17 protein-coding genes, 1 other RNA gene and 1 pseudogene are annotated in these 20779 nt (G+C 32.8%); 11 read left to right on the forward strand and 8 right to left on the reverse strand.

What is annotated here, in order from left to right; genetic code table 11:
* Positions 1 to 4: 4 nt before the first annotated feature.
* The 6 genes from EAH81_RS24270 (at position 5) to EAH81_RS24295 (ending at position 6162) form a co-directional block, all read left to right on the forward strand.
* Positions 5 to 1342: a (Fe-S)-binding protein gene (locus EAH81_RS24270; RefSeq protein WP_140511592.1), complete on the forward strand. Its 1338-nt coding sequence runs from the start codon at positions 5 to 7 to the stop codon at positions 1340 to 1342.
* 217 nt (positions 1343 to 1559) lie between these two features.
* The gene (locus EAH81_RS24275; protein ID WP_140511593.1) at positions 1560 to 2351 is read left to right on the forward strand and encodes a (Fe-S)-binding protein; all 792 of its coding nucleotides are present in this window, start codon (positions 1560 to 1562) and stop codon (positions 2349 to 2351) included.
* Between the two features lies 1 nt (position 2352).
* Positions 2353 to 2958 carry a hypothetical protein gene (locus EAH81_RS24280; protein ID WP_140511594.1) on the forward strand — a complete coding sequence of 202 codons (606 nt, stop codon included), beginning with the start codon at positions 2353 to 2355 and terminating at the stop codon, positions 2956 to 2958.
* 111 nt (positions 2959 to 3069) lie between these two features.
* A complete protein-coding gene (locus EAH81_RS24285; protein WP_083692817.1) occupies positions 3070 to 3552 on the forward strand; it encodes an ABC transporter ATPase in 483 nt (160 codons plus the stop codon).
* Positions 3553 to 4575: 1023 nt separating this feature from the next.
* Complete coding sequence (gene bshA, locus EAH81_RS24290; protein ID WP_140511595.1) at positions 4576 to 5727, forward strand: N-acetyl-alpha-D-glucosaminyl L-malate synthase BshA; 1152 nt, start codon at positions 4576 to 4578, stop codon at positions 5725 to 5727.
* A 12-nt stretch (positions 5728 to 5739) separates the two neighbouring features.
* Positions 5740 to 6162: a protease complex subunit PrcB family protein gene (locus EAH81_RS24295; protein WP_140511596.1), complete on the forward strand. Its 423-nt coding sequence runs from the start codon at positions 5740 to 5742 to the stop codon at positions 6160 to 6162.
* Between the two features lie 426 nt (positions 6163 to 6588).
* Here the strand turns inward: EAH81_RS24295 and EAH81_RS24300 are convergent, their stop codons facing one another.
* Together EAH81_RS24300 and EAH81_RS24305 are read right to left on the reverse strand one after the other, a co-directional pair.
* The gene (locus EAH81_RS24300; RefSeq protein WP_140511597.1) at positions 6589 to 7086 is read right to left on the reverse strand and encodes a hypothetical protein; all 498 of its coding nucleotides are present in this window, start codon (positions 7084 to 7086) and stop codon (positions 6589 to 6591) included.
* A gap of 159 nt (positions 7087 to 7245) precedes the next feature.
* Complete coding sequence (locus EAH81_RS24305) at positions 7246 to 8070, reverse strand: UDP-2,3-diacylglucosamine diphosphatase (RefSeq protein ID WP_140511598.1); 825 nt, start codon at positions 8068 to 8070, stop codon at positions 7246 to 7248.
* Between the two features lie 188 nt (positions 8071 to 8258).
* On the opposite strand from EAH81_RS24305, the gene aroC reads away from it, so the two are divergent.
* Together aroC and EAH81_RS24315 are read left to right on the forward strand one after the other, a co-directional pair.
* Positions 8259 to 9317 carry a chorismate synthase gene (aroC, locus tag EAH81_RS24310; RefSeq protein WP_068842689.1) on the forward strand — a complete coding sequence of 353 codons (1059 nt, stop codon included), beginning with the start codon at positions 8259 to 8261 and terminating at the stop codon, positions 9315 to 9317.
* A 53-nt stretch (positions 9318 to 9370) separates the two neighbouring features.
* The gene (locus tag EAH81_RS24315; protein WP_140511599.1) at positions 9371 to 10657 is read left to right on the forward strand and encodes a dicarboxylate/amino acid:cation symporter; all 1287 of its coding nucleotides are present in this window, start codon (positions 9371 to 9373) and stop codon (positions 10655 to 10657) included.
* Positions 10658 to 10773: 116 nt separating this feature from the next.
* On the opposite strand, the gene EAH81_RS28045 is transcribed toward EAH81_RS24315, so the two are convergent.
* Positions 10774 to 10899: a hypothetical protein gene (locus EAH81_RS28045; RefSeq protein ID WP_262711780.1), complete on the reverse strand. Its 126-nt coding sequence runs from the start codon at positions 10897 to 10899 to the stop codon at positions 10774 to 10776.
* A 382-nt stretch (positions 10900 to 11281) separates the two neighbouring features.
* Between EAH81_RS28045 and EAH81_RS24320 the strand changes: the two genes are divergently transcribed.
* Positions 11282 to 13426: a response regulator gene (locus tag EAH81_RS24320; protein ID WP_241676650.1), complete on the forward strand. Its 2145-nt coding sequence runs from the start codon at positions 11282 to 11284 to the stop codon at positions 13424 to 13426.
* Positions 13427 to 13577: 151 nt separating this feature from the next.
* Here EAH81_RS24320 and EAH81_RS24325 read toward each other — a convergent pair whose 3' ends face one another.
* The gene (locus tag EAH81_RS24325) at positions 13578 to 14828 is read right to left on the reverse strand and encodes a DEAD/DEAH box helicase (RefSeq protein ID WP_140511601.1); all 1251 of its coding nucleotides are present in this window, start codon (positions 14826 to 14828) and stop codon (positions 13578 to 13580) included.
* A gap of 129 nt (positions 14829 to 14957) precedes the next feature.
* Positions 14958 to 16001: a formimidoylglutamase gene (locus EAH81_RS24330; RefSeq protein WP_140511602.1), complete on the reverse strand. Its 1044-nt coding sequence runs from the start codon at positions 15999 to 16001 to the stop codon at positions 14958 to 14960.
* A 97-nt stretch (positions 16002 to 16098) separates the two neighbouring features.
* Between EAH81_RS24330 and EAH81_RS24335 the strand changes: the two genes are divergently transcribed.
* Positions 16099 to 16977: a hypothetical protein gene (locus EAH81_RS24335; RefSeq protein WP_140511603.1), complete on the forward strand. Its 879-nt coding sequence runs from the start codon at positions 16099 to 16101 to the stop codon at positions 16975 to 16977.
* Positions 16978 to 17646: 669 nt separating this feature from the next.
* Here EAH81_RS24335 and hutI read toward each other — a convergent pair.
* Both hutI and EAH81_RS24345 read right to left on the reverse strand, forming a co-directional pair.
* Positions 17647 to 18882, reverse strand: coding sequence for an imidazolonepropionase (hutI, locus tag EAH81_RS24340; RefSeq protein WP_140511604.1), 1236 nt, complete (start codon positions 18880 to 18882; stop codon positions 17647 to 17649).
* A 357-nt stretch (positions 18883 to 19239) separates the two neighbouring features.
* A complete protein-coding gene (locus EAH81_RS24345; RefSeq protein WP_140511605.1) occupies positions 19240 to 20292 on the reverse strand; it encodes a glutaminyl-peptide cyclotransferase in 1053 nt (350 codons plus the stop codon).
* 88 nt (positions 20293 to 20380) lie between these two features.
* Here EAH81_RS24345 and ffs point away from each other — a divergent pair.
* An RNA gene (gene ffs, locus EAH81_RS24350) (signal recognition particle sRNA small type) lies at positions 20381 to 20478 on the forward strand.
* 22 nt (positions 20479 to 20500) lie between these two features.
* Here the strand turns inward: ffs and EAH81_RS24355 are convergent.
* A pseudogene (locus EAH81_RS24355) lies at positions 20501 to 20779 on the reverse strand (IS982 family transposase); the annotation flags it as partial.

Consider the following 20779-nt stretch of genomic DNA (forward strand, 5'->3'; position numbering starts at 1 on the left):
TAGAATGAGTTATTTAGATAATGTTTTGTTCGCTATACTTTTAATTGTTGGCTTCGGTTTTTTTGCATCGAGCGTAAAAAAAATCATCCGAAACATTAATTTGGGAGTAGATGTAAATCGAAAAGATAATTCTAAAGCACGTTGGAAAAACATGGCATTTATTGCTCTTGGGCAATCAAAAATGGTGAGACGCCCTGTAGCTGGAATACTTCATATTTTTGTGTATGTTGGTTTTATAATTATTAATATTGAATTAGTCGAAATCATAATCGATGGTTTATTCGGGACTCATAGAATTTTCGCACCTTATTTAGGTGTGGTTTATGATGTTTTGATCGCGTCTTTCGAAATCTTAGCACTTTTAGTTCTGGTAGCTGTTATTACCTTTTGGATTAGAAGAAATATCATAAGATTAAAACGTTTCATTAATCCTGATTTAAATGGTTTTCCTAAAAGTGATGCCAATTACATCTTGTATTTTGAGATGGTTTTAATGACATTGTTTCTGTTGATGAATGCATCTGATTTGCATTTACAAAATGTTTCCGGAGGATTTTCGCATTTTTACAAAGCAGGAAGTTTTCCTGTAAGCCAATTTATTGCGCCAATATTCAACGGAATGTCAAACGAGTTGGTTGGACTGTTGTTTGAAGTGTTTTGGTGGTTGCATATCGCAGGTATTTTAGTTTTTATGAACTATTTATACTTCTCAAAACACTTGCATATACTTTTAGCGTTCCCTAATACCTATTTTGCAAACTTAAATCCGGAAGGGCAGTTTGATAATTTAGCGTCTGTTACAAAAGAAGTTAAGTTAATGATGGATCCAAATGCTGATCCGTTTGCGGCTGCTCCGGTAGATGAAAATGCTGTTCCAGGTAAATTTGGAGCAAGTGATGTTCAGGATTTAAATTGGGTACAATTGTTAAACGCTTACACTTGTACAGAATGTGGTCGTTGTACATCATCTTGTCCGGCAAATCAAACCGGTAAAAAATTGTCTCCTCGTAAAATTATGATGGATACAAGAGACCGTTTGCAGGAAGTTGGAAAAAATATTGATGCAAACAAAGGTGTTTTTGTTCCCGATAATAAAACATTATTAAACGATTATATTACTCCCGAAGAGTTGTGGGCATGTACTTCATGTAACGCTTGTGTAGAAGAATGTCCGGTAAATATCAGCCCGTTATCTATTATTATGGATATGCGTCGTTATTTAGTTATGGAACAAAGTGCTGCTCCAATGTCATTGAATGCTATGATGACAAATATTGAGAATAATGGAGCACCGTGGCAATACAACCAACAAGATAGATTGAACTGGAAAAACGAAAATTAAAATAGTTTAATTGATTATTTGTTTAACTGTTTAATCGATTGGATAAAAAAATAAAGTTCGGTTTTTAATTAATGGTGCTATTTAGGTGTTTCGATACCGATTAAGCAAATTAACAATTAACCGATTGAACAATATTAGGTTTTAATGTTAGCGAAAGGGTTATTTCAAGAGAGCGATTAACCAAATTAACAATTAACCGATTTAACAACAAAAAAAGATGTCAGAAAGTTTAGTAGTGCCAACAATGGCTGAAATGCTAGCCCAGGGAATACAACCGGAAGTTTTATTTTGGGTAGGTTGCGCGGGAAGTTTTGATGATAGAGCAAAAAAAATTACAAAAGCATTTGTGCGAATCTTAAATCGTACCAATGTTTCATTTGCAGTGTTAGGTACAGAAGAGAGTTGTACCGGAGATCCTGCAAAACGTGCCGGAAATGAATTTTTGTTTCAAATGCAGGCCATGATGAATATCGAGGTTTTGAATGCATATGAAGCTAAAAAAATTGTAACGGCTTGTCCGCATTGTTTTAATACTTTAAAAAACGAATACCCTGAATTAGGAGGTCATTATGAGGTAATTCATCATACTGAGTTTTTGAAGTCCTTAATAGATGATGGAAGATTGACTGTTGAAGGCGGTCAGTTTAAAGGAAAGAAAATTACTTTTCACGATCCTTGTTATTTAGGAAGAGCAAATAAAGTATATGAAGCCCCAAGAGATTTGATTCAGAAATTAGACGTTGAATTAGTCGAAATGAAACGATCTAAAGCAAATGGTTTATGTTGTGGAGCAGGTGGAGCGCAAATGTTTAAAGATGCTGAACCGGGAAACAAAGAAGTAAACGTATTGCGTACAGAAGATGCTCTTGAAGTTCAGCCGGATATTATCGCAGCCGGTTGTCCGTTCTGTAATACGATGTTGACAGATGGTATTAAACATAAGGAAAAAGAAGGACAAGTTAAGGTGATGGATATTGCTGAGTTAATAGCGAATGCGCAGGATTTGTAAGATGAAGAAAATATTTTTATTAATTGTTTTGCTTTGTGGTGCTGTATCTTATTCTCAAGATGTTTTAGAAGTTATTGCAAAAGAAACGTGTCAATGCTTAGAAATTAAAAAAGCCAAAGAACCTAATTTATCTTCTGCAGATTTTAAAACTGAAGTAGGAGTATGCATAATTAAAAGTTATACAGATCATAAGTCGGAATTTAAACCTGCTGAAAAAGTAGATTTTACTGATAAAGATGGGATGGGTAAGTTAGGAGAAAAGGTTGCTATAAAAATGCTGCAAATTTGCCCTGATATGATTATGGAACTGGGAAGAAGTGCGATAAATGAAGATAAGGAAGAAGTTCAGAAGGAAGATCCTTCTCTGTCTGGGGAAGTAATTGATATTAAATGGGAACAATTTGTGACTTTACAATTAAAAGATAAAACGGGTAGAAATTATAATTTCCTTTTGTTAGATTCTTTTGATACCGCTTCTTTACTGACAAATAATGAAATTAAGAAAAAAGATAACCTTAAAGTAAGTTATACTGAAATTGAGTTATTTGATTCAAAAGCCAAAGAATTCAGATATTTTAAAATTCTTACCAAAATAGAGAAACAGTAAATATTTAAGGTTCAAAGTGGCAATCCCGAGGCTTCGGGACACAGGGACAAAGGTTGAAACTTGAAACTTTTCAAATCTAAAATCCAATAATCTAAAATCTAAAATTAAAAAATGTATATACCTTTTGAAGATTTACCTGGTGAGTCCAAAATTTGGATTTATCAATCAAACAGAAAATTTTCTGAGGAAGAATTTTCTGAAATAGAAACTGACCTGAAAGCTTTCGTTGAAGGCTGGGCAGCACACGGAACAAGCCTTGAAGCTTCGTACGAACTAAAATACAACCGATTCATTATTTTGGCTGTAAATCAAGATGTACAAGCAGCTACAGGATGTTCTATCGATAGTTCTGTAGAATTTATTCAGAGTTTGGAGAAAAAGTATAACGTTGATTTGTTAGATAAAATGAACGTGACTTTTAAACTAGGCGAACATATCGCACATAAACCTCTAATTGATTTCAAGAAAATGGTTAAAGATAAATCTGTATCTGAGAATACGATTGTTTTTAATAATCTTGTAAACAATATCGAAGAATACAATGAATCTTGGGAAGTTCCTGCTGCCGATAGCTGGCATAGCAGATTTTTTTAAGAAATACTTATAATAAAATGAAAAGGCACAAAATTTAGATTTTGTGCCTTTTTTTGTTTTGGAGAGGTTTAGTTTTGTTTCAAGTTTTTGCCAAAGTTTGTTATTCCTGCGAATTATAAGATTGTGGAAATCTTTGTCAAAGTTTAAAATCAGGGGGTGTAAGGAACTTTGGAAAAGCTTATGTTCAAACTTGGTTTGTTCGTTTTTTATCATTCCGATTTCGATGGTATAAAACTAGTTTTTGCCGTTTCGACGGATTTAATGCATTCTTTGCAATAATAAGCATAATCTCTCCGAGATATATTTTAGAAATTAAATATTTGCTGGAAAGTTTCAGTGAATTAATCCCGAAGCCTTGGGGCATTGCTACAAAATAAATATATTCCGAAGGAATTTTAAAGCAGTTCCGAAGGAACAAAACATATTGTAGGGATGGATTTCAATCCATCTTCGCAAAGTTTAAATACCATCTTGTCATTTGACCGAATGGAGACCCGAGCGATAGCGAACTGACGAAGTAAATCACATAAAGTAACTTCGGTCAAAATGAACAAAAATGCGCAAACCAAGTTTGAACATTAGCTTTTACAAAAGTTCCTTACACTCTTGGTTTAAAACTTTGCCAAAGATAGATTACGACACGGAACGTTTAGGAAAAAGTTCTTATGAAAACTAAAGTTCTAATTTAGCCCCGATGGGAACGATATCCTTTTTCCGGCTCCTTTAGCCGGGAAAAGATATAGTGGACAGCGGGACAGAAGGTTCTTTTAGAAATGTATTTTCTGCTCCTGAATATAATTGTTAGTTGTGAATTGTAAATTGTTAAATGTTAGGAGTTAAAATCTTTATTTCGTGTCAAAGTTTAGGGGTTGACTTCGCTCGGGATGACATAAATTGTCAAACGATATTGATTTAAACTCTAACAAACTAATAATCTGAGAACTAATATTCACAAAAATCTAACAATCGAAAACTTCAATTAAACGTGATTTTTGAGTACTTTCGTAGAATTAAATTTAATACATGAAAATAGCTATAGTTTGTTATCCAACATTTGGTGGTAGTGGCGTAGTTGCTACAGAATTAGGCCTTGAATTAGCCAGACGCGGACACGAAATCCACTTTATTACTTATAGTCAGCCGGTTAGGTTGGCACTTTTGAATCCTAATGTTCATTATCACGAAGTAAACGTTCCTGAATATCCACTTTTCCATTATCAACCTTATGAATTGGCTTTGTCAAGCAAATTGGTTGATATGGTGAAATTATATAAAATCGAAGTGCTTCACGTGCATTATGCTATTCCTCACGCGTATGCGGGTTATATGGCAAAACAAATGCTGAAAAATGAAGGAATTAATCTTCCGATGATTACAACGCTTCACGGAACAGATATTACGCTGGTAGGGAACCATCCGTTTTATAAACCTGCAGTAACTTTTAGTATCAATAAATCAGATTATGTAACTTCGGTTTCACAAAGTCTGAAAGATGATACGTTGAAATTGTTTAAAATCAAGAACAAGATCAGAGTAATTCCGAACTTTATTGAATTGGATAAAGTCAGAAAAGATCCGCAACAGCCTTGTCACCGTTATGTGATGGCAAAGGAAAACGAACGCATTATTACGCACATCAGTAATTTTAGAAAAGTAAAACGTATTCCGGATATTATTAAGATTTTCTATAATATTCAGAAAGTTATGCCTGCCAAATTAATGATGGTTGGTGATGGTCCTGAAAAAGAAAAAGCAGAGGTTCTTTGTATGGAATTGGGGATTTATGACAAAGTAATTTTCTTTGGAAACAGTAATGAAATTGATAAGATTTTATGCTTGACGGATTTGTTCTTACTTCCTTCAGAAACAGAAAGTTTTGGATTAGCGGCTTTAGAAGCAATGGCTTGTGGAGTTCCGGTAATTTCGAGTAATTCCGGTGGTTTGCCTGAGGTGAATTTTGATGGAATTTCGGGTTATTTAAGCAATGTTGGAGATGTTGAGGGAATGGCAGCAAATGCAATTAAAATTCTTGAAGATGACGTTGTTTTGAATCAGTTTAAGGAAAATGCTTTAGAAGTTGCAAAGAAATTTGATATCAAAAATATCCTGCCTAAGTATGAAGCTTTATACCAAAGAGCAATTGACGATTATAAAAGTGAAAAGCATCAATCTTAAAAGTAAGCATCAATGAAAAAAATAATTTCGGTTTTAGCAGTTTTTGCTTTGGTTTCCTGCGGGGCAAAAAAAACATCAGATCCAAAAGCTTTATACGAAGTTTTGACGGAGCAATCTGATGGCGGAGGAAATATCAAGTTTTTTGAAATTTTGACAGAACCTAATGAAATCAAAATGTTAGAAAATGATCCGCTTTTAGCCGATAAAATGAAACAGACTGATATTAGTAATTCAAATTATATTATTCTGAATATGGGCGAGAAAAATACCGGTGGATATTCCATTGGTGTTGAAAAAGTTGAAGAAACAGATAAAAATATTATCATTACTGTAAAAGAAAATAATCCCGCTCCGGATGCAATGGTAATGCAGGTAATTACTTATCCGTATACGGTGGTGAAAATACATTCTAAAAAAGATATTATTATCAAGTAATAGTTTTAACCACAAAGCTAGTAAAGTTTTTTTTAGACAATTATTACTAAAAAAAAAAATCGCGCAAAGTCGCAAAGCCGCCAAGTTTACATACATTTTCTTTGCGACTCTGCGACTTTGCGTGAGATTTATTCGGCAAAGTCCCGAAGTTTCGGGATCGGGTAATGTCAGTAAGTTAAGCTTTTAAAGAATAAAATTATTGCAGATGAAATCCGTTTTTATCCGCGTTTTTACGAAGTAAATCTGTTTTATCCGTGTCAAAATTAGACGCTGATTTTACTGATTCGCTAAAGCGAAAACGCTGATAAAAACGGATTTTTATAATTTTTTCTTGTTAAACTCTTAAGATAATTAGCAAAAAAAAACCTGTCGTATTTAAAGCGACAGGTTTTCTTCTACAATTATTTTTTACTTTTAATCTTATTTTTAGAATCTGAATTTAACGCCTAAACCTACGTCAAATCCAAAATTGTCATCATCATAATATCCTGAACCAATTTCTGGTCTTGCATCTAGTGAAAGTGTAATTGGTGCTTCGCTAAATCTGTATTCTATACCAATGTCTCCGGCAGCAAATACATAAGTTCCGCTATCATTATATTTATAATTGTTATTGTAGTAATCGTGATCCCAAGCTGCAACTCCACCACCAACACCAGCATACCAGTTAAAGCCGCCATCAATATTCCAAACCCATTGATAAAGGGCAACTCCTTTAATAGCATCTACATCGCTGCTGTTTCTCCAACCTAAATCAAATTCCAATCTGTTTTTTTGGTTTAAACCTAATTGATAGGATACTTCTCCGCCAAAACCGTTATTGTCTCCTAAACGGATTCCTAAGGCGTTTTTTGAAATTTCTTGTGATTGAGCCGTAAACGCTAATCCTAATAGCATAATGGCTGATAAAATGATTTTTTTCATGAAAATGGTTCTTATATTTTTTTCAAATGTAATGTGTGCTGCCATTTTCTAACGTATAAGATTATTGGAAATTGTTATATAATTCACATTTCTGTTTTTTCCGAAATTTCATATACGTATTGTTATCTTCAAGAAATAGAGTGATTTAGGTTTAATGGTTTATTTATTGAGGATAATAGAAGAAATTAATTGAGAGCTTAAAATGTCTTCCATTTCAAAAAGATTTTCTTCTTCGGTAAAATTACTTTCGGCGTACGAATACAATTTCCAACGTTTTTTGTGGTATTCCAAAGCCGTTAAATTTTCTACCCAATCACCGGAATTTAGATATAAAGTAGATCCGTATTTGTTTTCTTTCGTAACGATTTTTGGTTCGTGAATATGTCCGCAAATAACATAATCGTATTTTTTTTCTATGGCTAAATCCGTAGCGGTAGTTTCAAAATCCGAAATAAATTTTACAGCTTTTTTTACGCTTGCCTTAATTTTTTTTGAAAATGAATAAGGCTCTCTGCCAAGTTTAGCCAGACACCAATTTGCAAAACGATTGGTCAGGATTAGATAATCGTAACCCAAACCGCCCAATTTTGCGATCCATTTAGAGTGCTGAACAGAAGCATCAAAAACGTCTCCGTGAAAAATCCAGGCTTTTTTGTCGTCTAATTCTAAAACTAATTTGTCAACCAAAGCAAAATTTCCCATGTTCATATCGCTGAATTTTCGAAGAATTTCATCGTGGTTTCCAGTGATATAATACACTTTTGTACCTTTGGATGCCATTCCAATTACACGTTGAATGACTCTTAAATGTGCTTTTGGAAAATAGGATTTTCTAAATTGCCAAGCATCAATAATATCGCCATTTAAGACTAATGTTTTGGGTTTAATGCTTGAAAGATAGTTGTTTAATTCTTTGGCGTGACTTCCGTAAGTTCCTAAATGAACATCTGAAAGGATAACCAATTCAACATTTCGTTTTTTCAATTTTTAGTTTTTTGAAGTTTAACAAATAAAAGAAACTCCCGCTTGATTTATTTTATCAAAAGGTTATCAATTTGGCTACAATTTTAACAAATTGTGATTTTTAAACTCGTTAACCTTTAGTTCATAATACTAATTTTAAATTTTTTAATTTAATTCATAAAACTTACATTTGCTCAAAACAAATTACAATGGCAGGAAATAGCTACGGCACCCTATATAAAGTGACTACATTTGGAGAATCTCATGGTGAAGCTTTAGGCGGAATTATTGATGGATGTCCATCAGGAATAGAACTTGATCTGGAAGCAATTGAAGTTGAAATGTCCCGAAGAAAACCCGGACAATCAGCAATCGTAACGCAAAGGAAAGAACCAGATGCAGTTCAGTTTTTATCCGGTATTTTTGAAGGTAAAACTACAGGAACTCCAATTGGTTTTATTATTCCGAATACCAATCAAAAATCGGATGATTACTCTCATATAAAAGATAATTACAGACCAAGTCACGCTGATTATGTGTACGACCAAAAATATGGTTTTCGTGATTATCGCGGTGGCGGAAGAAGTTCTGCAAGAGAAACTGCAAGTAGAGTAGTGGCTGGTGCAATTGCAAAACAAATGTTGCCGGAAATTAAAATTAATGCTTACGTTTCTTCCGTTGGTCCAATTCATTTGGATACGCCATACCAGGATTTAGATTTTTCGAAAATAGAAAGTAATCCTGTTCGTTGCCCTGATGAAAAATCGGCAGTGATTATGGAAGAATATATCCGTGATATCCGTAAACAAGGAGATACTGTTGGTGGAGTTGTTTCGTGTGTTATTCAGAACGTTCCGGTTGGTTTAGGTGAGCCTGTTTTTGATAAATTACACGCAGAACTTGGAAAAGCGATGCTTTCTATAAATGCCGTAAAAGGTTTTGAATATGGAAGCGGATTTTCAGGATCTGAAATGAAAGGAAGTGAACACAACGATTTATACAATCCTGACGGAACTACAAAAACAAATCTTTCGGGAGGAATTCAGGGTGGAATCAGCAACGGAATGGATATTTATTTTAGAGTAGCCTTCAAACCTGTTGCAACTATTATGCAAACTCAGGATTCATTAGATAATAAAGGAAATATTACACCAATGACAGGAAAAGGCCGTCATGATCCGTGTGTAGTACCTCGCGCAGTGCCAATTGTTGAAGCAATGGCAGCGATTGTTTTGGCTGATTTTTATTTAATCAACAAAACATATTAATAAAAGTTAAGACAGTGAGGGTCTTAATATTTTAATTCTAAATCAATAAATTAATGCAAGTTACAGAAACCAAAAAGAAATCATTTTTTTCAGGATTAACCGGGCAAATTATAATTGCAATGGTACTTGGAGCAGCTTTGGGAATTATTATTCATAATTCAATTTCGGAGGGAGCAGCAGTATCGTTTAGTAATAAAATAAAAATGCTCGCCACCATTTTTATCCGATTGGTGCAAATGATTATTGCTCCTTTAGTTTTTACCACTTTAGTAGTAGGAATTGCAAAATTGGGTGATATTAAGACCGTTGGAAGAGTTGGTGGAAAAGCACTTGGCTGGTTTTTTACAGCTTCTTTTGTGTCCTTATTGATTGGTTTATTCTTTGTGAATGTTTTGGAACCCGGAGTAGGTTTGAAATTAGATCACGTTGATATGGCAGCAGCTAGTGAAGTTACGGCCAAAACAAAGATATTATCTGTAGAAAATTTTGTAGAGCATATTGTTCCTAAAAGTATTTTTGAAGCAATGGCAACCAATGAAATTTTGCAAATTGTAATATTTTCTATATTTTTTGGATTAGCAGCAGCCTCGTTGGGAAGTACCGTAAAACCAATTATAAATGCTTTTGATAAAGCTTCGCATATCGTTTTAAAAATGGTAAACTATGTAATGAACTTTGCTCCAATTGGGGTTTTTGGTGCTATTGCAGGAGTATTTGCCATTAGAGATGCTGAGGAATTAATAATTACCTATTTTAAATTTTTTGGATCATTTTTGATAGGAATCAGTACATTATGGGTTGTTTTGATTGTTGTAGGTTATATTTTCCTGAAAGGAAGAATGACTGAGTTATTAAAACGTATCGTTGGACCGTTGGCAATTGCTTTTGGAACTACAAGTAGTGAAGCCGTTTTTCCTAAATTAACAGAAGAATTAGAAAGTTTTGGTGTTAAAAACAAAATTGTAGCATTCATGTTACCGTTAGGATATTCGTTTAACCTGGACGGAAGTATGATGTACATGACTTTTGCCAGTATCTTTATCGCTCAGTTTTATGGCGTTCATTTAGATTTGGGAACGCAAATGGCGATGCTTTTGGTTTTAATGTTAACCAGTAAAGGTATTGCCGGTGTGCCAAGAGCAAGTTTGGTTATCGTTGCAGCCACATGCGGAATGTTTAAAATTCCTGTAGAAGGAATTGCTTTAATCTTGCCGATTGATCACTTTTGTGATATGTTTAGAAGTGCAACAAACGTATTAGGAAACGCTTTGGCAACCTCTGTTGTTGGACAATGGGAAGATAATAAGGATACAAATTTAGAATTAGAGGAAGAGAATTAATTTACTGCTTCCTTACAAATAGAAAAAAACCGTAACAAATTTTAATTCGTTACGGTTTTGTTTTTAATAATAGTCTGCAGTTGAGAAATATTTCAAACCACCAACTTATGCAGTAATTATGCTGCTACTTTTCCTTTTCTTCCTTCTTCGCTATCTGGCGGAACATCACCACCTTGAATCGTTTTTTGTTGTGCTTTAGTCAATTTTTCTACTTCTGTAAATTTTAAAAAGTTTTCTAACATAATTTTTGTTTTTAATGCACCAATCTTCTTAAACACTTGGGGCTTGTGTCGGTAAATTTTGTTAAAGATAAAATTTAATTTCATTTTAGTGTTAGAATTTTATTTGTTTTTGAGTATTTTTTGCTTTTTTAACAAGTTTAAGTTATAAAGACTTTTTTGTGAAAAGCGTGATATATCCTGCATGTGTGAACTCTTAAGATCGTTTTGGTTTTAGGCGTAAATGATGAGTGGATATTTTTTGTTAAACATTCTCAACAAATCATGAAACAAAAAATAACTTTGTAAAAATCAAGCTGTTGTTTTTTATCTTAATAATGTATATTTGAATAAATATTTCCAAATTATGTTTCGATTTCGAATCTTTTTCTCCTGTTTGATATTCTTGAATTTTCTTTCATTTAATTTATGGGCACAGAATAATTTATCAACAGAAAAGATCGATAAACTTATATTAGAAGCACTTTCCAATTTTAGAGAATCAAATTTCGAAAAATCCTTAATTATTTCCAGAGTTGCCCTTAATTATTCCACAATTGCTAAGAATGATTATTTCATTGCGCGTTCTTACAATATCATCGGAGCAAATTATAACGATTTGGAAGAGTATGATAAAGCAATTTTTTTTTATAAAAGAAGCCTTTTTTATGCTAATAAAGCTAAAAATGACAGCTTCAGGAATATGCTGTATAATAATCTGGGCAATGTATATTGTTTTCAAAAAAAACAATATACACAAGGAATTAATTATTATAAAAAATCAATTGCACTAAGCACTAAAATCAAAGATTACGGCCAGATATATTTCACGAATGTTAATCTTGCCTGGTCCTATTTTGATATCGGCAATTTTGATAAAGGATATCCGTATTTAAATTTTGTGAATAAGCATCAAAAGAAAATTGGAGATGATGATACCATTGTAATTATTAATATGTTAAATGGTATGTATTGCAGTTATAAAAATGATGATCTTAAAGCGCGTGACTATTTTATTAAAGCGATAGAATTTGGCAAAAATCACATTGAAAAGTTAGATTTGTCCTATGCGTATTTAGAATACTCAAAATTTTTGACCAAAATTGGAGAATATAAGGAAGCTTATGCTAATTTGGCGAATTATAATAAGATAACAGAGCAGATCTATAATGATGAGAAAATTAAAAAGGCTTCCATCGCCGGTTTTAATCTTGAATTGGACGAATACAAGAGGCAAATTGATAAAATTGAAAATGAAAAAATAACACAATATCAAAATTTAAAAAAATCGAGGATTATTGTTATTTTGTTTATTGTTATCTCCTTCATTCTTCTTTTGTTGATCGTTACTTTGATAAAAAACATCAGATTTAAGAAAAAACATAATTTAGAGCTTTTAAAAGCTAAAGAAATTGCCGAAGAAGCCTCTATGCTTAAAACTCAATTTATTTCGACTATCAGTCATGAATTGCGTACTCCGCTGTATGGTGTGGTGGGAATAACGAATATGCTTCTTGAAGAACATAAAGAATTGTCACAAAGCCAACATTTAAGTGCTTTGAAATTTTCGGCCAGATATTTACTTTCTTTAGTAAATGATATTCTTCAAATCAATAAAATAGAAGAAAATAAAGTAGTTCTCGAGAGTTTGACATTTAATATCTCAGACGAAATTACGATGATAAAAAACTCACTTTCCTTTTTGTCCCAGAAAAACAATAATAAAATAAACGTATCAATTGATTCTGATATTCCTGAATATTTAATTGGCGATAAGTTGAGATTAGCTCAGATTGTAATGAATTTGGTTAGTAATGCCTTGAAATTTACTAAAGATGGAGAAGTAGAAATTATTGTAAATCTGGATAGAATAGAAGGAAAAATGTTTTTTTTGGATTTCCTCATTAAAGATAATGGTGTTGGAATTGCGGCTGTGGATCAGGGTAAAATTTTCGAAAAGTTTGTTCAGGTAGGCAGAAAAGACGAAGATTACCAAGGAACCGGATTAGGATTAAGTATTGTAAAACGATTATTAGGCCTTTTTGGAAGCACAATAAGTTTAGAAAGTAACATAGGCGAGGGAACTGCATTCTCGTTTATGATTCCGTTTGAATATGATCCTGAGAAAACAAAAAATATTATTGAGGAAATTGAGGTTGATCTGACTTCAAACGAAGTTTATAAGATATTAATTGTCGAAGATAATCTTATTAATCAGTTGGTAACAAAGAAAATTATTGAAAAAAACAATTATATCTGTAAAGTTGTAGATGATGGTTTTGCGGCACTTAAAATCTTAGAGAATGAAGAGTTTGATCTTATTTTAATGGATATAAATATGCCATTAATGAATGGATTTGAAACGACTAAAAGAATTCGTTTGCAAGATATAAAAACACCGGTTGTGGCTCTTACTGCTTTTGATAAAGATGAGATAACAGATGAAGCAATTTCGTCAGGAATAAATGATATTATTATAAAACCATTTGAACCGGTTAAATTATTTAAAATTATAAATTACCTGATAAATGAAGCAAAAAACGCTGATTGACAGTATGTATGCGTAAAAAAACACACGAATTTCACTAATTGACACTAATTCTTTGTGAAATTAATTTCACAAGCTAGGTTAGCCTAGTGAAATTTGTGCAAATTGGTGAAATTCGTGTTCAAATTTGATTTATAATAGTATGTCGCTGGATTTAGTACCAGCGTTTTTTATTTTGTTTAGATGCATTTGATTTTCTCGATTTATGAGCACCACCGCTTCGGTTTGAGTTTTTAGGTTTCTCAGCCGCTGCTTCCGGACCTCCGGAATGCCATTGATAGGGATGATCGGTAATCGTTTTTACATCAACTTTTATTAATTTTTGAATGTCTTTCCAGTAAGGCTCTTCGTCTTTGCTGCAAAAAGAAATTGCAACACCTCCATTTCCAGCGCGTCCTGTACGTCCAATTCTATGAACATAAGTTTCCGGAATGTTAGGTAAATCAAAGTTGATTACATATGGCAATTGGTCAATATCAATACCTCTCGCTGCAATATCTGTAGCGACAAGAACACCAACTTCTTTGTTTTTGAAAGCATCCAGAACGCGTTGTCTTGCATTTTGAGATTTGTCTCCGTGAATTGCTTCTGCCGGAATATCTTTTTTGCGAAGTGCTTTTACAACATTATCTGCACCATGTTTAGTTCTTGAAAAAACTAAAACATTCGATAAATCTTCGTTTTTTATTAAATGGTATAATAAATTTCTTTTCTCTGTTTTCTCAACAAAATAAACTCGTTGTTCTACATTTTCGGCAGTTGAGGATACTGGAGAAACTTCAACTTTTGCAGGATCTTGCAAAAACATTTCGGCCAATTCGCGAATTGCAATTGGCATTGTAGCTGAAAATAATAAGGTCTGACGGTTTTTAGGCGTTAGTTTTACGATCTTTTTTACATCGTTTATAAATCCCATGTCCAGCATTTGATCTGCTTCATCCAAAACCAAAGTATGCAAATGATCCAGATCAAGAAAACCTTGTTTTTGTAAATCAAGTAATCTTCCCGGAGTTGCTACAAGAATGTCAACGCCATTTTTTAAGGCATCTACTTGTGGATTTTGCGAAACACCTCCAAATATAGTCAATTGTGTTAAATTGGTATATTTTGCATAAGTGTCAAAACTTTGACCAATTTGAACTGCTAATTCACGTGTTGGTGTAACTATAAGGGCACGAATTACTTTGGCTTTTTTAGTTGAGCCAACAATTCGGTGTAATTGATGTATGATGGGAATGGCAAAAGCGGCCGTTTTTCCGGTACCTGTTTGCGCGCAGCCAATTAAATCTCTTCCTGCTAAAACAATCGGAATTGATTGTTCCTGAATAGGAGTAGGATTTAGGTAGCCTTCTTCAAATACGGCTTTTTGTATACTTTTTGAAAGTGATAAATCTTCGAATAACATATCTTAGGTATTAAGAACTTAGTTTTAAGTACTAAAATTCTGTGCAAAGATAGGTTTATTCAGCTAATCCTTTATTTGATTCTTGTTTTATTTGGTAAATGGGTTAATTTCCAGTCGTTCAGACTTCTGTTAGATTATATTTTTTTCGTTGTTGGCTTTAATAAAATCGGTCACTAAATAACCAATCAATTTACCAATTAAATTATTGTTTGGAGAATCGGCCAAATCTGGTGCGCCTTCGCAAATATGTATATAAGTAGCATTTCGATGTTGTCCAAAAAAGGATATAAACTGTCTTAATTCTTCAACCGAAAATCCGCTGATTGTCATGGCGCTGCTCGCAATATTTGGAATAGCATCTAAATCAATTTCAATTCCAAAAGAATCTGTTCTGATAAATTCTAATGCCAAAGCCATTTCTCTGCTAAAATCTTTTTCTTTGCGAATATTAACACTGTCATAAGTATTGTAGCGAACTCGATCTTCTAGTTTTTTGATGATATCAAGAACACTTTTTGAAGTATAATTTTCATGGAGGCCAAAGATGAAATATTTCTTTAGGAAACCTTCTTCATACGCATAAGAAAAGCCATTTCCGCTGTGACGTCCTTCTAAAATCCTAAAATCAGAATGGGCATCGAAGTTAATCGCGTTGATTGGTTTTCCTTTGGCTAAAGCCGAACCCTTTATATTTCCGTAAGCATTATTATGACCACCGCCAATAATAATGGGGATTTTTCCTGCTTTTACGATTGTAAAAATAATATGAGAAACTTCTTTGTCGATTTTTTCTACTAACTGACTTAGTTTTGATCGGTCATCAATATCATTGAAATCAAGATTTTCGACATCGCGCATTTCTTCCAGAACATTAATTTGTCCTAAAACAATAATCTGACTGCCTTTTGAAAAACGATTGTGTTGAATGTTTGCAATGCTTTTAATGGCACTTTCCCACGCAGAAGCCGCTCCGGGTCTGCCGAAGTTCGCACGCACACCAATGTCTTCGGGTATTCCCAAAAGCACATATTTAGCTTCACTATCTTTCAAAAAGCTAATTTTATCAACTCCTTTCGGAATGACAATCATCTTTTCTCCAAACTTTATTTCGCCACTTCTGTGATTTGTGACTTTTGCTAAATCATTTACAGTAAAAGGAATTAATTTCTCCATTAAAAAAAAATATTTTCCAAAAATAATATAATTGTGGTAACTTACGTTATTAAGATATATTAATTCTTAAATTTGTTTTTAAAGAAAATTATTAAATATGGAAAACCCAAAGAACAACAACTCAAGTCTAAAAGCGATAATCGCAGTTTTAGCAGTCCTACTAATTGGTAGCTTAGTGTACATTTTTAAATTATCGTCTGATACTGACGTAGTTAAAACTGAACTTACAACAACCATGACAGAAAAACAATCTGTTATGAAAGATTTGCAAGAATTAAAAGCAACTTATGATGCTGCAATTGCTGAAAACACTTCTATGTCTGATGAGTTAATTCAGGAAAGAGATAAAGTAGTAGCCTTAATGGATGATTTGAACAAATCAAAAGGTGATGTGTCTAAATTCAGATCACAAGTTCAGGCTATGCAAGGTAAAATGAAAACTCTTGTTGCTGAAAATGACGAATTGAAAAAACAAAATGGTGTTTTAACAGTTCAGAGAGATAGTACTATTACGGTTTTAGGTGAATCTAAAAAATACAATGAAGTGTTAGTTGGTCAAAACGAAGAATTGGCTAAAACAGTTGAAAAAGGCGCTAAATTATCAATTTTAAACACAAAAACTGCTGCTTACAAATTGAGAAGCTCAGGAAAACAAATCGAAACGGATAAAGCTAGCCGTGCCGATGTTTTGAAAGTTAGTTTCACAATTGCTGAAAACCAAATCGCTAAATCTGGAGATAAAACGTATTATGTACAGGTTATCGACTCTAAAAACAATGTTTTAGGAGAAAAGAAAACTGAAAGTTTTGGTGATAACACTTTAACTTACAGCTTCAAAACAACTGTTAAATATGAAAATAAAACAGTTAATGTTAGTGAAGATTTACCAGGTAAAGATTTCGTTAAAGGTGCTTATTTTATCAATGTTTATGATAATGACGAATTAGTTTCTAAAACAAGTTTTAACTTGAGATAAGAGAACTATTAAAAAGTAGAATACCACTAAAATATTAAAGGTCTGTGAAGTTTTTCACAGACCTTTTTCATTAAATTAAAAATCACATTAATTTAGTTTCTATTTTCTTTTTTTAGTTTGTTGTTCTTCTAGTTTTTTTTGAATTTTCTCTTGTTTTTTTGCCTTTAAATCTGTCGTTGAAGCTTTCTTAGCCATGATCTTCTTGTTTTAATTATTAAAAAATAAAGTTTAATCCCGATCCTATAATTTATTTCGTAATAAATAAAAAACTTTATAGCGAGTACCGATATCCAATTTTAGATTGGAAAAGCATTGTAAAAAAGTTTAATAGGATTTTAATAAGCATACTCGCGATGCTTAATAATTCGGGAAGATTTTTAATTTTAATAAAGAAGATAATCTTGAAATGTTCTTGCTAATATATAAACATGCATGGGTAGTAGAAACATTTTGTCTCAAACCCAATTTACCTGTATTTATTGCAAGAATTAAAATTTCCATATCTAAAAATCTGATTGGTAAACATACCTCCATATTTTAGTAATAACTAATTTATGTAGGATTTTTATGTTTATTTTAATCATTAAGATGTTTGAGGGTCAATAAATGCAATATTATAAACATAGCCAGCGGTTTGAACCGTTGGCTATGTTGAAATAGATTACTGTATTAAATGATCTGGCCATCAACAAAAACGCTGTCAATTAAATTACTGCCAAATGCATATGGAATCTGATAATAAGATGAAATTGCTTTGGTGAGAATTAAGTTAGCTTTTTTACCTCTTGTAATACTTCCGTGAGTTTCTGAAATTCCCATTGCATAAGCGCCATTAATGGTTGCTGCATTTATGGCTTCTTCCGGCGTCATTTTCATTTTGATGCAGGCTGTTGCAACTACAAAATTCATATTTCCGGATGGAGTAGAGCCGGGATTAAAATCGGTAGCCAAAGCTAATGGTAAACCCGCCTTTATCATTTCACGGGCAGGCGTATATGGAATACTTAAGAAGTAAGAGCAAGACGGTAATGCTACAGGCATTGTTTCGGAGTCTTTTAAGGCTTCAATATCTTCAGGGTTCATAATTTCGAGATGATCGACAGAAAGAGCGTTAAATTTAATTCCTGCTTGTATTCCTCCAATAGAATTAAATTGATTCACATGGATTTTTGGCTTTAAGCCGAATTTTATTCCAGCTTCCATAATTTTCTCTGTTTCTTCAACAGAAAAATAACCGGTTTCACAAAATACATCAACAAAATCAGCCAGTTTGTCTTTGGCAATTTCCGGTAACATCTTGGTTATGATTTCATCGATATAACCCGCTTTGTTCTCTTTGTAATGCAACGGAAAAGCATGTGCGCCCAAAAAAGTTGCTTTTATAGTGATTGGATAGTTTTCTGCCAGTTTTTTAATCACGCGAAGCATTTTTAATTCGCCTTCAATTGTTAGCCCGTAACCTGATTTTATTTCAACAGCTCCGGTTCCTAAATGCATAACTTCTTCTAAGCGAATTTTTGATTGCTCATAAATTTCTTCTTCTGAAGTTTCGTTGAGTTTTTTAGCCGAATTTAAAATTCCGCCACCGCGATTAGCGATTTCTTCGTATGAAAACCCATTGATTCGATCCACAAATTCCTGCTCACGATTCCCTGCATAGACAATATGTGTGTGACTGTCGCACCAAGATGGGAGGATAATTTGACCTGTTGCATCGATAATTTTGTCTGCCTTGATTTCAGGAAGATTTTCCATCGAACCAAAATCTGCAATAAGATCCTCTTTTATAAGTAAAAAGGCATTTTTGATAGTTGGAAGTTCTGCCATTTCGGTTCCTGAAACCTTAGAAATTGAAGTTTTACGAATTTGAAGCAGTTCTTTTATGTTTGTTATAAGAGTTATCATGATATAGATTTAATGGTATAAAGGTATTTTAAAACACAAATTTCACAAATTATCACGGAATAATTCGTGAAATTTGTGAAATTCGTGTTTCTAAAATGGGATTTGGTCCCGATGCTCAATGTCATTAAGTTAAGCATTTAAAAAATAAAATCCGTTTTTTTCCGCGTTTTTACGAAGTAAATCTGTTTTATCCGCGTCAAAATTAGACGCTGATTTTACTGATTCGCTAAAGCGAAAACGCTGATAAAAACGGATTTTTCTAATTACTTTCTTGATTAAACTGGTAAGTAATTTTATAGATTTTCCCTTAACTTAATGACATTGCCCTATGCTTCGGGATAAAACATTGGAATTTATTTATTCTGAAACCGTTATTTCGAATATTTTGCTCCAGTTTTTACCGGTTACAAAAATGGTTTTAGTTTTTGGGTTGTAAGCAATCCCGTTTAAAACATCTTCTGTGGTAACATCAGGCATAGATTTACGTAAATTAGACATGTTTAAGATTCCTTCAACAGCTCCTGAAGTAGGATTTACAACAGCAATTGCATCTTTAAACCAAACATTGGTATAAATTTTTCCGTTAATCCACTCCAGTTCATTAATAGCTTTAATTTTTGAAGTCCCAGAATAAACATTGATATAATCTACCATTTTTTGAGTCGCCGGATCCATTTTCCAGATTTTCTCTGTTTTGTCAGTTTGGTAAATATATTTTCCGTCATTTGTCATTCCCCAGCCTTCGATATCTTTATCGTAAGCAAAGGTTTTTTCAAGTTTTAATGTTTTTGCATCATAAATGAAACCGGTTTTGTTTTGCCACGTTAATTGAAAAAGTTTACCATTGATAAAAGTGATTCCTTCCCCAAAATATTTTTTGTCAAGATCAATTTGTTTGAAAATTTTTCCTGTCTTATAATCGTATTTTCTTAAATATGAAGCACCTTCTTGTCCCGTACTTTCATAAAGAGTGTCATTATGAAATTCTAATCCTTCGGTAAAAGATTTTTTATCGTGAGGATAAGTGTTAATTACTTTATATTTTAATAATTTAGGTTCAATGTTTGAAACCAGCTCAACACGTTTAGTTGCATCAGACGAATCTGATCCAAAATAAACAGTAGCTTTTAAGTATTGGTATCCTAGTTTTTGATTTTTTAATTCAAATTTGAATTTTTCGGCACCTTTAGTACTTCCCACTTTTTTGTCATTTATAAAGTAGGCAACGCTGTCGATTTCTTTCGAATTTGGGTTTAAAATTCCGATAGAAATCGCTTCTTGTGGTAAAAAATGAGCCGGAAAAGCTGAATCATCGATGTTAAATAAAGAATTTTCACCTTTTTTTGTATCTCCACATCCAATTAATGTGATTCCTAATAAAATGACAGTTAGGAAGTTATATTTTTTCATAGTTTAAATTTTGAATAAGCCAATATACGACGATATTTTTATAGCAACAAAGGTCTTGCAAAAATATAAAAAGATTGTATATTTGCACCGGCAAGTCCTACACGACCAGCTCCTGCAGACTCCCCCAGGATGGGAACATAGCAAGGGTACGTGGTTGAGCGGTGCGATGTAGGTCGCTTGCCATTTTTTTTATAATTAATTCAAGTTGCTAGTTGATTGCTTTATTTAACTGGAGTCCAAATACAAACAATGTCAGTTTTATCAAAAAACCTTCTAATGTTACTGCATGTATAGTTCTTGGAAACATTTTTTTTATGTCGCTTATTGTTGTTTCTACTCTTTTTCTCATTTTTAACTTTTCATTTTTTTGCTCTATTGTATCTGTTCGTTTAGCATTTGACTTTCTTTGAATTTTTAATAAAACACATTTTTTCATTAGGGCAAAATCTTCTAAACCGTAATCAGTATAAGCACTATCTCCATAAAT

Origin of the sequence: Flavobacterium pectinovorum (assembly GCF_006438875.1) — a bacterium.
Lineage (GTDB): Bacteria > Bacteroidota > Bacteroidia > Flavobacteriales > Flavobacteriaceae > Flavobacterium > Flavobacterium pectinovorum_A.

Bases quoted from the DNA above. Each gene is read 5' to 3' on its own strand.
- EAH81_RS24285 (WP_083692817.1), top strand. From the start codon at position 3,070: ATGTATATACCTTTTGAAGATTTACCTGGTGAGTCCAAAATTTGGATT.
- EAH81_RS24275 (WP_140511593.1), top strand. From the start codon at position 1,560: ATGTCAGAAAGTTTAGTAGTGCCAACAATGGCTGAAATGCTAGCCCAG.
- bshA (WP_140511595.1), top strand. From the start codon at position 4,576: ATGAAAATAGCTATAGTTTGTTATCCAACATTTGGTGGTAGTGGCGTA.
- EAH81_RS24270 (WP_140511592.1), top strand. From the start codon at position 5: ATGAGTTATTTAGATAATGTTTTGTTCGCTATACTTTTAATTGTTGGC.
- EAH81_RS24325 (WP_140511601.1), bottom strand. From the start codon at position 14,828: ATGTTATTCGAAGATTTATCACTTTCAAAAAGTATACAAAAAGCCGTA.
- EAH81_RS24295 (WP_140511596.1), top strand. From the start codon at position 5,740: ATGAAAAAAATAATTTCGGTTTTAGCAGTTTTTGCTTTGGTTTCCTGC.
- EAH81_RS24315 (WP_140511599.1), top strand. From the start codon at position 9,371: ATGCAAGTTACAGAAACCAAAAAGAAATCATTTTTTTCAGGATTAACC.
- aroC (WP_068842689.1), top strand. From the start codon at position 8,259: ATGGCAGGAAATAGCTACGGCACCCTATATAAAGTGACTACATTTGGA.
- EAH81_RS24335 (WP_140511603.1), top strand. From the start codon at position 16,099: ATGGAAAACCCAAAGAACAACAACTCAAGTCTAAAAGCGATAATCGCA.
- hutI (WP_140511604.1), bottom strand. From the start codon at position 18,882: ATGATAACTCTTATAACAAACATAAAAGAACTGCTTCAAATTCGTAAA.
- EAH81_RS24300 (WP_140511597.1), bottom strand. From the start codon at position 7,086: ATGAAAAAAATCATTTTATCAGCCATTATGCTATTAGGATTAGCGTTT.
- EAH81_RS24345 (WP_140511605.1), bottom strand. From the start codon at position 20,292: ATGAAAAAATATAACTTCCTAACTGTCATTTTATTAGGAATCACATTA.
- EAH81_RS24330 (WP_140511602.1), bottom strand. From the start codon at position 16,001: ATGGAGAAATTAATTCCTTTTACTGTAAATGATTTAGCAAAAGTCACA.
- EAH81_RS24280 (WP_140511594.1), top strand. From the start codon at position 2,353: ATGAAGAAAATATTTTTATTAATTGTTTTGCTTTGTGGTGCTGTATCT.
- EAH81_RS28045 (WP_262711780.1), bottom strand. From the start codon at position 10,899: ATGTTAGAAAACTTTTTAAAATTTACAGAAGTAGAAAAATTGACTAAA.